A 14,039-nucleotide genomic window follows, 5' to 3' on the forward strand; every position below is an offset into this window, starting at 1 on the left:
GTGAGCAAGGAACAGTCGGAGCAGGATATAAGCAATGATATCGCCATCGTCAGCATGGTGTGCCGGTTCCCCGGGGTGGATACCGTGGAGCAGTATTGGGAGCTTCTAGCTAGTGGGACGGATGCGCTTCAACTAAGCCCCGCACCGGCAGGACCAGGCATAGAACCCCTGAACCGCTTGGGGACCGAAGGTCTGATCCCGGTGAATACTTCATTGAAGGACACTGAGAAATTTGATGCTGCCTTCTTCAAGCTGACCAGCAGGGAAGCCGAAATCACCGATCCGCAGCATCGGCTTTTTATGGAGAGCGCCTGGGAGGTACTGGAGAAGGCAGGGTATAACCCGCTGAATTATCCCGGACTGATTGGTTTGTTCGCGGGAGTCAGCACCAGTACTTACCTGATTAACCACTTGCTTGCGGACAGGGACCGGAACGAATCCGTCAGTGATTTGCAGCTTATGATCGCCAATGACAAGGACCATATGACCGCCCAAATTGCCTATCGTCTAAATATTTGCGGACCTGTCGTTGCCGTACAAACTTCTTGTTCGACTTCTCTCGTAGCAACGCACCTGGCCTGTGAAAGTCTGCTCAGCGGACAATGCGACCTTGCACTGGCAGGGGGCGTGACGCTCAAATTTCCGCAAGTTCCGGGCTATCTGCATCGCCAAGGAGGGCTGACCGCAGCAGATGGGATGATTCGCGCTTTTGACGCAGAGGCTACTGGGACTGTATACAGTAATGGCCTGGGAATCGTCGTCTTGAAAAGGCTTGAAGATGCACTGCGGGACGGAGATATGATCCAGGCCGTAATCAAAGGTTCGGCAATTAACAGCGACGGCGCTAACCGGATCGGCTACGCTGCTCCCGGTGTAGATGGCCAGGCGGCGGTCATTGCTGAAGCCATGAGCATCGCACAAGTCCAGCCGGATGCAATCAGCTACGTTGAAGCTCACGGCAGCGGCACGCCGCTTGGAGATGATATTGAGCTTGAGGCGCTAAGCAGAGCGTTTGCAGCGGCGCACTCCAACCGTTTTTGTGCAATTGGTTCGGCCAAAACCAACATCGGCCATGTCGAGATGGCTTCTGGGGCAGCCGGTCTGATCAAAACAGCCTTGGCGCTCAAGCACCGGAAAATTCCGGCAAGCCTTCATTTTGAGACACCGAATCCCAAGCTTGAAGAGTATAGTAGCCCCTTCTACGTTAATGATATGCTTGCTGACTGGGATGCCGGGGCACATGGGCGGTATGCCGGAGTCAGCTCCTTTGGACTAGGTGGAATCAATGCCCATTTGGTGCTTACGGAAGCACCGGTTCTGGCGGAAGGGGATGCGGAGAACCGCTGCGAGCTTCTGGTCCTGTCGGCCAAGACAGCAAGTGCGCTGGAGCGGATGTGCGCCAATATGGCGGCCCATATAGAAATACACCCGCAGCTTAATCTAAGCGACGTGGCTTATACCCTTAAGACAGGACGGGCGGTATTTGCCGTTTCAAAAGCTATTGTCTTTCGCGGGCGCACCGATTTGCTGGAGCAGCTAAGGGCTGCGAGTGTAATCGGAACTACACGTCAGGGATCTGCAGCGGAGAGCAAGCAGACTGTTTGTTTAAGCTTCTCCCAAAGCTGTGTGCTCTCTGCAGAGGAGGCTCGCGATTTATACGAATCGAGTCCGACATTTCAGCAGTTGATTAGTGAGCTGTCCGACCAAATCCGCCGCTCATATCCACTCGACCTGCGACATTATGTTCGGTCCGCCCTTGCACCTGAACCATCTTCTGCTACCGCGAGAATGCTGTCGTTTGCGCTGCAATTGGCGCTTGGCCGCCTGTTCCTTGGCTGGGGTATCCAAGCCTCTTCCATCGTTGGTACCGGAATAGGCGACTGGGTCAGACAGGTGTTGAAGGGCGAATGCGCCCTGGAGGATGCTTTACATCAGCCCTACAGCGAAGACAAGGATCATACTTCCGGTCATGCACCTGTGCAGGAGGAGCAGGTCTATGTCCTGAACCTGGGCAAGCCCAGCCAATCCGACGGGCAGATTGCAGCGGCAGGTCAAGTACCCGGACTCTATTGGCTGCAAAGCGAAATCGCCCGATTATGGCTGGCAGGCGCTGAACTGGATTGGGTGCTGTATTACGAAGGAGAACGCAGACGCAAGCTAGAGCTCCCAACCTATCCTTTTGAACGAGGTGTATTCTGGATCGGCCCTTCCAGCGGGCGTGCCACAGCAGATGTTGAGAGTGGAAGCCGCCAAGGAAACAGAATGGCAGACAATAACTATTATCAGCAGAAAGTCAAAGAAATCTGGGAGCAGAGCCTTGGGCTCGAGATCGCGGATGGACAGGAGACCTTCTTCGAGCTGGGCGGGCATTCCCTGCTGGCGACCCAAATTTTGTTTGTGATGAACAAGACCTTCTGTACAGAAATTACGCTCCAGCAATTTTTCGATCATCCTACTGTGGACGATCTGGCTGCATTGGCAGCGGAGCAAGCCGGGCAAGGCATCAGTGCGTATTCTGATCTTCCCGAGGTGCAGATTGCCTTGGCGGAGCGGTATGATCCCTTTCCACTGACCGATGTGCAAAAGGCCTACTGGATCGGCCGTTCGGAGGGCCTAGAGCTTGGAAATGTATCGACCCATATGTATTTTGAAAATGATGTCGCTGACCTTAATCTAAGCACGTTCCAGCAGGCGTTCCAAGCGCTGATTGACCGGCATGACATGCTTCGCTCGGTGATTCTTCCGGATGGGCAGCAGCAGATTCTGCCTCAAGTTCCCAGCTATATAATCCATTCCTATGACCTCACCGCTTTTGGGGAAGAGGAGCGAAGCGCCCATGTGCGGTCTATTCGTGAAGAGATGTCGCACCAGGTGCTGGATTGCTGCCAGTGGCCGTTGTTTGATGTCCGCGCGACGCGGCTGCCTGAAGGCCGGGTCCGGCTGCATATCAGCGTTGATCTGCTAATCGCTGATGCCTGGAGCCTGGAGCTGCTGCTGCGTGAGCTCTCAGTACTTTATCTGAATCCGGCACATGTCTTCGAGCCGCTGACCTTGTCCTTCCGCGATTATGTGCTGGCTACTGCAGAGATTGAAAAAAGCGAATTATTCCGCCGCTCCGAGACGTACTGGAAGGGCCGGCTGGACTCCCTGCCAATGGGACCGCAGTTTGAACTGGTGAAGGAACCGTCCCAAGTGCTGAAGCCGGAATTCAGACGGCGGCAGCATGTCATCTCCGCCCCACACTGGAAGCAGCTCAAAAAGAGAGCGGAAGGTTATGGCATTACCTCTACAGTGGCTTTACTGTCTGCTTTTTCGGAGGTGCTGACGTTATGGAGCCGCAAGGCGCATTTCGCCCTTAATCTGACCTTATTCAACCGTCTGCCGATCCATCCCGAAGTGGGCGAGGTCATTGGGGACTTCACCTCCCTGACTCTGCTGGAAATTGACAACCGCGAACCGGGTGCCTTCATCAGCCGGGCCCAGCACCACCAGCGCAGGCTGCTTGAGGATATGGATCACCGCTATTTCAGCGGTGTGCGGGTGACAAGGGAGCTGCTGGCCAAATACAAAGAGCCATCGAAGGCGATTGTACCCGTAATCTTCACGAGCATTCTGAATCAGACGGAACAAGCTGCGACCGAAGGCCAGCCAGCCCAGGCCTTGCAGGAGGATCGCTATAGTGTCTCGCAGACTCCTCAGGTGTGGCTGGATCACCAGGTGCTGGAACGGGATGGAGAGCTGCATTTCAATTGGGATTCTGTAGATGAACTGTTCCCGGCCGGCATGCTGGACGAGATGTTTGCTGCATATTGCGAGCTGCTGGACATGCTGGCTAAGGAAGCACAAGTCTGGGATGAACCACTGCCCCTGAGTATGGAGCTTTCGCGCAGATTGCCGCACCGCGAACGTCTTCATGAGGTTGCAACATTCCATACCCGGCCACTACTGCCTAATCCGTCACCTGGGTCACTGCTGGAGCGTTACCATAACAATGTAAGGCAACGACCGTCCGCAGTGGCACTTATCGCCTCTGGAGGGCAGCTTAGTTATTCCGAATTGAATGACTACGCCGATTACGTTGCCGGTCAGCTTATCCTAAATGGAACCCGTCCGGGCGAACCGGTGGCCGTTGTGATGCACAAGGGCTGGGAGCAGATTGCTGCCGTGCTTGGGATTCTCAAGGCTGGCTGCGCGTATCTGCCCGTAGATGCCTCACTTCCCCAAGCCCGGATAGCTGAGCTTCTGCGGCTTGGACAAGTCGCAAATGCCGTCATTCAGCCCGATTTGGATCACTCAGATTGGCCGCAGCTTATGCCCGTTGTTCTTAACGGACAGTGCAAGCCGGACGGCAAATACGGAGCAGAGGACCCGGAGGCAGCGGACCGCCTGGCGTATATTATGTTCACTTCAGGGAGCACGGGCGTTCCCAAAGGTGTCATGGTCAATCAGCGCTCTGTTCTCAATACCATTGAAGATATTCTTCACACTTATAAAGTTGGACCGCATGATGTCATGTTCGGCTTGTCTGCGCTGAACTTTGACCTGTCCGTGTTTGATATCTTCGGCATGCTCTCTGCAGGAGGCACACTCGTTCTGCCAGACAAGGATCATCTCCGGGACCCTGCACATTGGCTGGAGCTGATGAACCGGACAGGCGTAACCCTCTGGAATACAGTTCCTGCACTCCTCAGCATGCTTACGGAACTGGTCAAAGATACGAATTCGCCAGTCTGCAGCTCGCTGCGTCTGGCTCTGCTTAGCGGTGACTGGATACCGCTGGGCTTGCCTCAAGCAACCAGCCGGTTGAAGCCAGGGCTTGAGGTGGTCTCTTTAGGCGGTGCTACCGAAGCAGCCATCTGGTCGATTGCTTACCCGGTTCAGGAGGTGTTGCCTGGCTGGACCAGCATTCCTTACGGACGTTCACTCGCCAATCAACGGGTATACGTGCTAAACGAACGGATGGAGGAGTGCCCTATAGGCGTATGCGGGGAATTGTATATTGGGGGAGAAGGCCTCGCTATGGGTTACTGGCAGGATGAACTGCGAACCCTGGAACGATTCATCCGTCATCCTCTGACCGGCCAGCGGCTCTACCGCACCGGCGATCTCGGGAGATATGCGGAGGACGGAAATATAGAATTCTTGGGCCGGGAGGATCTGCAGATTAAGGTACGCGGGCATCGCATTGAGCTAGGCGAGATCGAAGCTGCCCTGAAATCCCATCCGTATATCAAGGAGGCTACCGTAATCAGCCAAGGGGAAGGCGAACGCAAACGGTTGTCCGCCTATGTGACCGTCGACCGTGAACAAGCTTACGGTGTCGCGGGGATGGCCGGGCAGGAATTGATTACGGGGGCAGTGGACCGGATGTTGTTCAAGCTGAATGAACCCGCATTGCGAAATAATCTATCCGGTAAAAGCTACAGTCTGGGTGATGCAGCGGAAGGCAACGATCCATTCTTGCGGCGGCGCAGTTACCGCAGCTTTGTGAAGGAGCCGATTTCCCGGCAGCAATTCGGGGCATTTACGTCCGCTTTGTCACAAAGGACTTTCGATGGTCTTCCTTTTCCCAAGTTCCAATATGGTTCTGCAGGCGGGCTGTATCCAGTCCAGGTCTACTTCCATCTGAAGCCTGGAGCGGTAGAGGATCTGCCTGGCGGGCTGTATTATTACAACCGCAAGGAGCATCAGCTTGTACTGCTCGAAGAACATCCACGGATGGATGCTGCCATTCATGCACCGGGGAACCGTGAAGTTTTTGAAGCTTCGGCCTTCCAGATTTTCCTGATCGGCTGCATGGATGCAATCGTCCCTATGTATGGACAGAAGGATGGGCTGGGCTATTCGATGATGGAAGCCGGGATCATCTCGCAGCTCCTGGAAGATAAAGGCCCTGAGCACGGAATTGGCTTAATTCAAATGGGTACCCTGGGCTTCGATCACATCCGCCCAATGTTCCGGCTGCGTAGTAACGATGTATATCTGCATTGCATGCTTGGAGGCGGGATTACGCCTGAGCAGATGACTCTGTCTGGACAGGTGGAAGAGATGAACCTCTATTCTTCCAATAAAACCACTACCAAGGAGAGCAAACCGGACATCGGCAAAGCCCTAACCGGTTATTTAAAAGAGAAATTGCCTTCATACATGGTGCCGTCGGCTATACAGGAGCTGGAGAATTTCCCGCTGACAGCCAATGGCAAAGTAGACCGCAAAGCGCTTGCGCTTCTGGCACCGCAGCTCCCGGAAACCGATGAAGCGGCCATTATGACGACTGGCGAACTCCCCTCTGGATCAGCTCCGTTGCTGCAGCAGATTGCGGATGCCTGGCGCAAAGTTCTGAACCGTCAGGATATTGGCCTGCACGATAATTTCTTCGATCTTGGTGGTGATTCGATCAGTATGGTTGCGCTCTTCCGCGAATTGCAAGAGGATTATGGAAGCAGGCTGACCATGATCGAACTATTCAGGTATCCGACGATTAAAGATCTCTGTGAATTTCTGCTGGAAGATGCAGCAGATTCACCGCCGCAGGATGGCTTGCCCCTGGAGCGTGAACGGGCTGATTCCCGGCGCAGTTCCCTGGCCCAGTTAGCCGGCAAACAGCGGCAAGGCCGATAAACAACCTAAATTCAGGAGGGAACAGAACATGAAGAAATGTATGCTGCTATTATTTATTGCGCTGCTGGCCTGTCCGAGTGGCACTGCCTTATCGGCAGCCGCTCCAGCGGTCAAGATCTCGTGGAATGGAACACCGATTACCTTTACAGGGGCCACACCGGTTCAGGAGGGCAAGACCTGGCTCGTACCGATCCGGCCTGTCTCCGAAGAACTGGGTGCAGATTTGCTATGGGCTGCCAAAGAAAAGAAGCTTACCCTGTCAACATTTGCCCGGACGGCAATACTGGTTATCGGCAGCAAGCAAATGAAGGTCAATGAGCAGACCATTACTCTTCATGCAGCCCCTAGACAGCACCAGTCCGCCATCCTCGTTCCACTGGAGGCGCTGGAGGCGATTGGGCTTGTAACAGCCTGGAATCCGGCGAAAACCGCAGTGGATCTGAAGCCGGAATTCACCGTTGTTAAAAAGTACGTTTTCCCAATTCAGGTTGCAAGCATCCGTTACCGCGGCCAATACGAGGAAATTACCAAGGTCTTTACCCTGCTTGACAGCAAAGTGAAAGATGTAATCAATGGTCAAGGCATGAGTTTGTATTATGAGCAGAATTATGAATTAGGACATGACACAGAGATTTGCATTCCGGTCAGTAAGGCTGTGGAGGGCGAGTCTATAGAGTACAAGGGCCAGAAGATTCCGATAGTTACCAAAACGCTGGAAGGCGCTTATTTCCTGTCGGTGGTTCACCAGGGAACGCCGGATACGCTGGGTGACGTCTGGGCGCAAATGGACTTATATGCTAAAAATACAGGAGTCCAGCTTACATCACCGTCACGGGAAGTATATGTGCATGAGGATCTGAAGGATTACCGTAAACAGGTTACCGAAATTCAGCTCCGGTTCAAAGACCTATGAAGCCTTATAACGAAGGTAAGTTTTGCTGGGCCGAGCTGGGCAGCGGTGATCCGGCAGCATCCGCTGCATTTTATACCGCATTATTTCCTTGGAGCACACAAACGACAACTATGGAAGATGGGCGAAGCTACACGGTATTCCAATCGGACGAACAAGATGTGGCTGCCATGTATTCCTTAGGTGATCCCAAGCTGGCCTCTTTCTGGGGCTGCTACATTGCTGTTCAGGACGTGGAGTTCTCAGCTGAACGGGCCCAGTCACTGGGAGCGGAAATGCTCATTGCCCCAAGACGCATAGCAGACAAAGGCGCTATGTGTGCATTCCGTGATCCTACCGGAGCGATGGTGGCCTTATGGGAAGCGGCAGAGCATCTGGGCTCGGGCGTTCAGCACGAACCGTACTCTATCGACTGGCATGAGCTGTATACAACAGATCTGAACGCCGCCGCTCATTTTTATACGGAACTGCTGGGGTGGGCAATGGAAGAAGTGCCAACTCCGTCAGGCCGTTATCTCCAGTTCAAAGTTGGAGCAGACTACGTAGCCGGCATGAAGGAAATTCCCCAAGACATGGCGAACATGAGCAGTGGCTGGGGATTATATTTCAAGGTTCCCGGAAGCGAGAAGGTCACTCAGCAAGCGGTAGCCTTGGGAGCTGCTGTGATTATCCCCCTGGCGCCAGTGCCGGGTGGCGGGACATTTGCCACTTTGCAAGACCCGCAGGGAGCTTTCTTTTCCATCCAGCACGGGTTCTAGGCACAAATTCTTCCGGGATAGCCCTAAACAAGTTTGGCTATCCCGGATATCTCAAACAGAATAGTGAGGTAGTGACACAATGACCTACTTGCAAATTACCAAAGAAAACATCGAACAAGAACATATCTGCTGCGCCCTGGGCGCGAAGCAATATGAGCAGGCGGTCCGGGACAAAAAGCAATGGCTGAGTGAACGGATGGAGGACGGGCTGGTTTTGTACCGGCTGAATGACCGGGCGAAGGTTTTTATTGAATATTTGCCTGCCGAGAAGGCTTGGATCCCGCTTAATGCCCCTAACTATATGTACATTAACTGCCTGTGGGTATCTGGAAGACACAAGGACAATGGTCATTCCAAACAGCTTCTGGATAAGTGCAAGGCAGATGCCCAAGCCTTGGGCATGGATGGCATTGTGCATATTGTCAGTAAGAAGAAAATGCCTTATTTGAGCGATAAACGTTTTTTTGAGCATATGGGATTTCAAATCACCGATGAAGCAGATCCTTATTTCGAGCTGGCAGTACTCAAATGGAACGATGAGGGGGAGCGCCCGTCTTTTGCACATTCCGTGAAGCCTGCGCCAGCCACGGGCGACGGGATTTGTATTTATTACACAGCACAATGTCCTTTTGCCGTTGGCGTTTTGGAGGATTTGCGGTCAGTGGCGAAGGAGAGGGGTATCCCGTTTACGGCTCATCTCCTGACTACCCGGGAGGAGGCCCAGGCCGCCCCTTCGGTCTGGACAACCTTCAGTCTGTTTCTTAATGGTACGTTCATCACTCACGAGATTATGAGTCCGGGCAAGTTCGCGAAACTGCTCGACAGCGCCAAATAGTAAGGATACAGGGAGGAAGAAACTTGAATTTAACTTATCTTACCGCTTCCGATGTGATCCGGCTGCTTGAACAGGGTGAGGTGAATTCCAGGCAACTGCTGGATCACTATTATGGCCGGATGGACCTTGTGAATGAAGGGCTCAATGCCGTGGTGCAGCAGCAGCGGGAAACTGCCTACGCCCAGGCGGATCAGGCCGACCGGGACAGAAAAGAAGGCCGGAGGTACGGGCCACTGCATGGTCTGCCGCTTACGGTTAAAGAGTCATTTAATGTCAGCGGGATGCTTACAACCTCTGGAGCCCCGCATTTAAAACATAACATTGCTACAGAGCATGCGGCCACGGTGCAACGATTGATTCAGGCCGGAGCGATCGTTATGGGGAAAACCAACGTGCCGGTGATGACTGCAGACTGGCAGACCTATAATGATCTATACGGCACGACCAATAATCCTTGGAACACAAACTTGACACCAGGGGGTTCATCTGGCGGCAGTGCGGCCGCTTTGGCGTCTGATTGCACGCCTGTGGAATTCGGCAGCGATCTGATCGGCTGCCTGCGGATTCCTGCGCATTATACCGGTGTATATGCCCACCGCTGCAGTCTTGGAATGCTTTCGCTTAGAGGACATGTTCCCGGCAATCCTCCCGGTGACCCAAGCGAACCCGATTTGTCGGCGGCTGGCCCGCTGGCCCGAAGCGCCAAGGATCTGCGGCTGATGATGGATGTACTGTATGATCCCTGGGTAGATGTGCCTGTCCCTCCTGATTTCCGCACCAACACATTAAAGGAGCAAGCGAAGATAAAAGTCCTGACCTGGTTTGAAGCTCCGGGGCATGAAATAGACGAACGTATTAAACGCAGATATGCTGATTTTACCGCAGGTTTATCAAGGATGGAGGGGGTGGAGGTTCACCACGGAATGCCTCCTGAGATCCAAATGGACAAGTTGTTCGACCTGGCTTTGAAGCTGTCCGGACGGCTTGTCGGCACCTCATTCAATTCAAGGCAGCGCCTGACTGCAAGTCTGGCCTCCCTTGGCCTGCGGGCATCCCGTTTGGTGACGAAGGCTTTTCCTGAAGGGCTAGAGGACTATTACCGGGCAATGAATCAGAGTGAAGGGGAACAAGAGGAAACGGACCGCCTGCGTCAGGAATATAACCGTGTGATCACTTCCTTACTTCAGGAATATGATGTTCTGCTGCTGCCCATCAGTCCCGTATTGGCAATTCCCCACATGCAGCAGGCGGTAACTAGAAGGATTCTGGAAGTGAATGGAAGAGCAACTGGATATAACGAGCATTTAATCTGGAATATCCTCGCGACTGTCTTTGGACTGCCTGCCACAATTTTGCCGCTGAACCGCTCTAACGATGAATTACCTTGTGGAATCCAGATCATCGGTGGGCATTTCAAGGATCATATCACCATTGACTTTGCCGAAATATGCGAGTCATTGACAGAGGGATTTCAAATTCCTCCTGGCTATTCATAAATGTACTACTCACCTTACATTTTCAAAATCACGATAAATATTATTTTCATCTTCAATAGTTTACGGATAGAAATGAGTATTAAAAGCACAAGGCCGCGGCTATGTGCTTTTTTATTTGGCGGACGCTTATGCCGGGCAGAGCAGTATAGCCGCCCGCCTGCTCTGATATGTAATCGGCTCAAGCCGTTTCACTTTGCGATGCCTCGCGTTCTGCGGCCGATTGTACCTCAAGCTTACGGACAAGGGACGGAAGTGAAAAAAGGTAGAAGAAGCTGACCGCTACTGTACATAGCGCGAGTATATAGTGCAGCCAAGTCACCGAAATCCATGCGGGAAAGGCCAGGGCGACAATGCCCAGTGCCATGGAGTGGCCCAGCATCATGACCGGATCAATCAAAGCATTAACCCGGCCCATATTACGGGCGGGAACCAATTCGGGCATCCAGCTGCCAAGAACGATATTGATTGGCGCAATTGCAATACCCGCGAGCAGAATAATGACTAAGTATACCTCGACCCGACCGGCAAAACCGAGGCCCCCAATAAGCAGGCTGGCTGCGAATAACCCCGTTATAAGCACCGGAGTCCGGGTGAAGCGGGCAATGAGACGAGGACCGAGAATGCTGCCCAGCAGGAAGCCGATGCCAAGAAAAACGGTAATCATCGAGGAATAGACGACATAATTATCCGGACTCAGTTTATATTTCATTGCAAAAATCGGAAGCACAGCAAACACACCATTTACGATCCCAAAGAACAAAAATCCGCTGATAAGTACGAGCAGCAGCCGATTTCCAGCGATATAACGAAGACCCTGCCAGAAATCTGTAATGAGGTGCGAAAAGCGAAGCTCGCGAATACGGTTCTTGCCGTTAGGCATTCGGGCATTCTCGGGAAAATCCCCCCAGGCCAGTAGCAGACCCGAGATTAAAAAACTGGCACCGTCGATGATGAGAGCGCCTTCAATTCCAATAAAATGATAAGCGGTCGCTCCCAGACTCATCCCGAATAACATGAACATTCCCATAACGATCTGGTTCAACCCCGATGCCTGAACATACTGGTCATGACCGATGCTTCCCTGCAGCAGCCCCATCTCAGCCGGACCAAAAAATTTGGAGATCGAGCTGCGCAGAAACAGGACCAGAAAACATAGCACGATTAGATCGTAATGCACGAATACCAGCAGCAGCAAGGTCAAACCGGCACGGATCCAATCGCTGTATGCGGCGATATGCTTTCGGTCGAACCGGTCGGCCACAACACCGACGATCCAGAATACTGCCAGTGTAGGCAAGGAATACATCAACTCCGCGGTCGTTGCCAGTGAGGGGCGCTCGCTGAACCGGTCTACCAGATAATAGGCAAAAGCCATGTTGCCGACCACCGTACCCAGTTGGGAAGCAAAAGCCGCAATAAACAGCTTGCAGAACACAGGATTGCGAAAAAGTGACTTCATTGAATCTCCTCCCTTAAACTCAAGAAATCCATTGCTTGGCCGGCTGACGGTTGAAGCAGACTGTACAGATAGTGAAGTAGTGCATTGAATTGCATACTGGTATCCGCTTGCTTGATGCCAACCGTGATGGAATGTGTAACGATACCTTCCTGAAAGGAGGAGACCACCCTGGATATCTCACTAAGATCCATGACTGGAGTAAATTCGCCGCGGCTTACCCCCGTCCGAAGCAAATCTGCAAAACGTTCGATGCCTCTTTCGTACCGTCTTTCAAGCAGCTCTCTGCGTGGAGAATCACGCCAGCCGACTAGAAAATACTCGTAAAAAGCAGACATCATACCGCCGCCCTCCATTTGCTCCAAATCATGAAGCTGCTGGGTATAGAGTGTGATAATGACTTCCCACATGGATGATGAAGCAGCCTTCAAGTATTCAAGATACTGTTCATACTCAAGATCCTGACGATCCAGCAATGCTTCAAAAATTTCCTCCTTCGTTTGATAATAGAGGTAAATCCAGCCCCGGCTCATGCCTGCTTCCTCGATAATATCCTTCAGCGAGACCGCGCCGTAGCCTTTTCTAATAAATACACTTTTAGCAGCATCCAATATCTGCCGGCTTCGCTGTTCTTTCCGGTGATCCGTCAATCGGGGAGACATTTACCCGCCGCCTTTCTAATTATCCAAAATGAACCGCGTGTCATTATTATTTTAATGACACGCGGTTCATTTTGCAACAAATAAATAGCGTAATAATCTATAATTATTAATAAGATTCTCTTGTTATATTGTCTTTAAATTCCAGGTTATTCTCCAATGGAACTAAGTTCTTGTTCTCCGATGTAAGAAGACAAGAACATAGTGCCATTAGAACCCGAGCCAGGCGAGGATATCTCACGAAATAAAAAACCACTTAGGCTCGGAAATCCCAAGCTCAAGTGGTTAATCGTGCTTTTATATCTTATAACGACCTTAAGTTGTCGGGTTCAATGCCCCTTGATACTCATTCATTAAATTGTCGATAATCTGCTGTACGGACAAAATCTCTTTAATCTCATGGACTCTGGACCCAGCAAAAACCAAACCGTTCTTAACATCTCCTCTAAGGGAAGTAAGCAGGGACTCCATTGTACAGAAGCGATGTGAACAAACCTTTAGACAATCATAGCATTTGACTATCTTTAATTTAGCATTATCACTGATCCGGTCCGTAAATTCATTCCGAATCGCTCTACCTTCTAGACCCACTGTAGACTTGATGAGGACAGTATCTCCTTGCTGAGCATCTACATACTTTTGCTTGAAGGCTAAGGGAGCATCACACTCATGGCTTGCCACAAAACGGGTACCCATTTGAACACCAGATGCGCCAATCCGAAGGGCTTTTGCGATATCATCCCCTGTCAGAATCCCACCCGCAGCAATAACCGGAATGGAAACGGCCTCTAAGACTTCAGGAAGGATATCAAACATGGATCTGTCTGTACCTAAATGGCCTCCAGCTTCGAACCCTTCCACAACGACTGCGGAGGCACCAAGTCTTTCGGAAATTCTGGCTAATTTGGCGGATGAAACAATAGTTACCACAGGAGTACCATATTCTTTACCCCAAGCATAAATATCTCTAGAAATTCCGGCTCCAGAAATAATAAAGTCAACCTTTTCTTCCAAAGCAACCTTCATTTTTTCGGCAAAATCCTTTACTGCGAATAGTACATTCACACCGATATAGCCACTCCCTTTAGAGAGTTCTCTTGTTTTGCGAATATGCATTCTCAGCTCTTCAGTAGTGATCCCTGTACCAGAGATGGTGCCGATCCCGCCTGCATTGGCTACAGCAGCGGCTAGTCCACTTAAGGATATACCTACGCCCATTCCACCTTGAATAACAGGAACTCTGGATTTAATATGTCCGAATTGGATTGTTGGAAGTTTCAATTACACACCTCTTTCACAAATTG

General features: G+C 51.7%; 8 protein-coding genes. 5 read left to right on the forward strand and 3 right to left on the reverse strand.

Annotated features, from left to right (window positions below; genetic code table 11):
• The 5 genes from H70357_RS18370 to H70357_RS18390 all read left to right on the forward strand — a co-directional run bounded on the left by H70357_RS18370 (position 1) and on the right by H70357_RS18390 (position 10,620).
• A complete protein-coding gene (locus tag H70357_RS18370; protein ID WP_052092111.1) occupies positions 1–6,621 on the forward strand; it encodes a non-ribosomal peptide synthetase in 6,621 nt (2,206 codons plus the stop codon).
• Between the two features lie 28 nt (positions 6,622–6,649).
• Positions 6,650–7,534: a stalk domain-containing protein gene (locus tag H70357_RS18375; RefSeq protein WP_038592478.1), complete on the forward strand. Its 885-nt coding sequence runs from the start codon at positions 6,650–6,652 to the stop codon at positions 7,532–7,534.
• Positions 7,531–8,289, forward strand: coding sequence for a VOC family protein (locus tag H70357_RS18380; RefSeq protein WP_038592481.1), 759 nt, complete (start codon positions 7,531–7,533; stop codon positions 8,287–8,289). Before H70357_RS18375 ends, H70357_RS18380 begins: the two co-directional genes overlap by 4 nt.
• Positions 8,290–8,368: 79 nt before the next feature.
• On the forward strand, positions 8,369–9,124 hold the full coding sequence (locus tag H70357_RS18385) for a GNAT family N-acetyltransferase (RefSeq protein ID WP_038592484.1): 756 nt from the start codon (positions 8,369–8,371) through the stop codon (positions 9,122–9,124).
• A 23-nt stretch (positions 9,125–9,147) separates the two neighbouring features.
• A complete protein-coding gene (locus H70357_RS18390) occupies positions 9,148–10,620 on the forward strand; it encodes an amidase family protein (protein WP_038592487.1) in 1,473 nt (490 codons plus the stop codon).
• Positions 10,621–10,798: 178 nt separating this feature from the next.
• Here the strand turns inward: H70357_RS18390 and H70357_RS18395 are convergent, their stop codons facing one another.
• From H70357_RS18395 to H70357_RS18405, 3 genes are all read right to left on the reverse strand, one after another.
• The gene (locus tag H70357_RS18395) at positions 10,799–12,079 is read right to left on the reverse strand and encodes an MFS transporter (protein ID WP_038592490.1); all 1,281 of its coding nucleotides are present in this window, start codon (positions 12,077–12,079) and stop codon (positions 10,799–10,801) included.
• Entirely contained in the window at positions 12,076–12,738 is a 663-nt protein-coding gene (locus H70357_RS18400; RefSeq protein ID WP_038592493.1) for a TetR/AcrR family transcriptional regulator, read from the reverse strand. The genes H70357_RS18395 and H70357_RS18400 overlap by 4 nt, the downstream gene beginning before the upstream one ends.
• A 312-nt stretch (positions 12,739–13,050) precedes the next feature.
• Positions 13,051–14,016 carry an NAD(P)H-dependent flavin oxidoreductase gene (locus H70357_RS18405; protein WP_038592496.1) on the reverse strand — a complete coding sequence of 322 codons (966 nt, stop codon included), beginning with the start codon at positions 14,014–14,016 and terminating at the stop codon, positions 13,051–13,053.
• Between the last annotated feature and the right edge of the window lie 23 nt (positions 14,017–14,039).

The sequence above is a fragment of the Paenibacillus sp. FSL H7-0357 genome, assembly GCF_000758525.1.
Taxonomy (GTDB): Bacteria; Bacillota; Bacilli; order Paenibacillales; family Paenibacillaceae; genus Paenibacillus_AQ.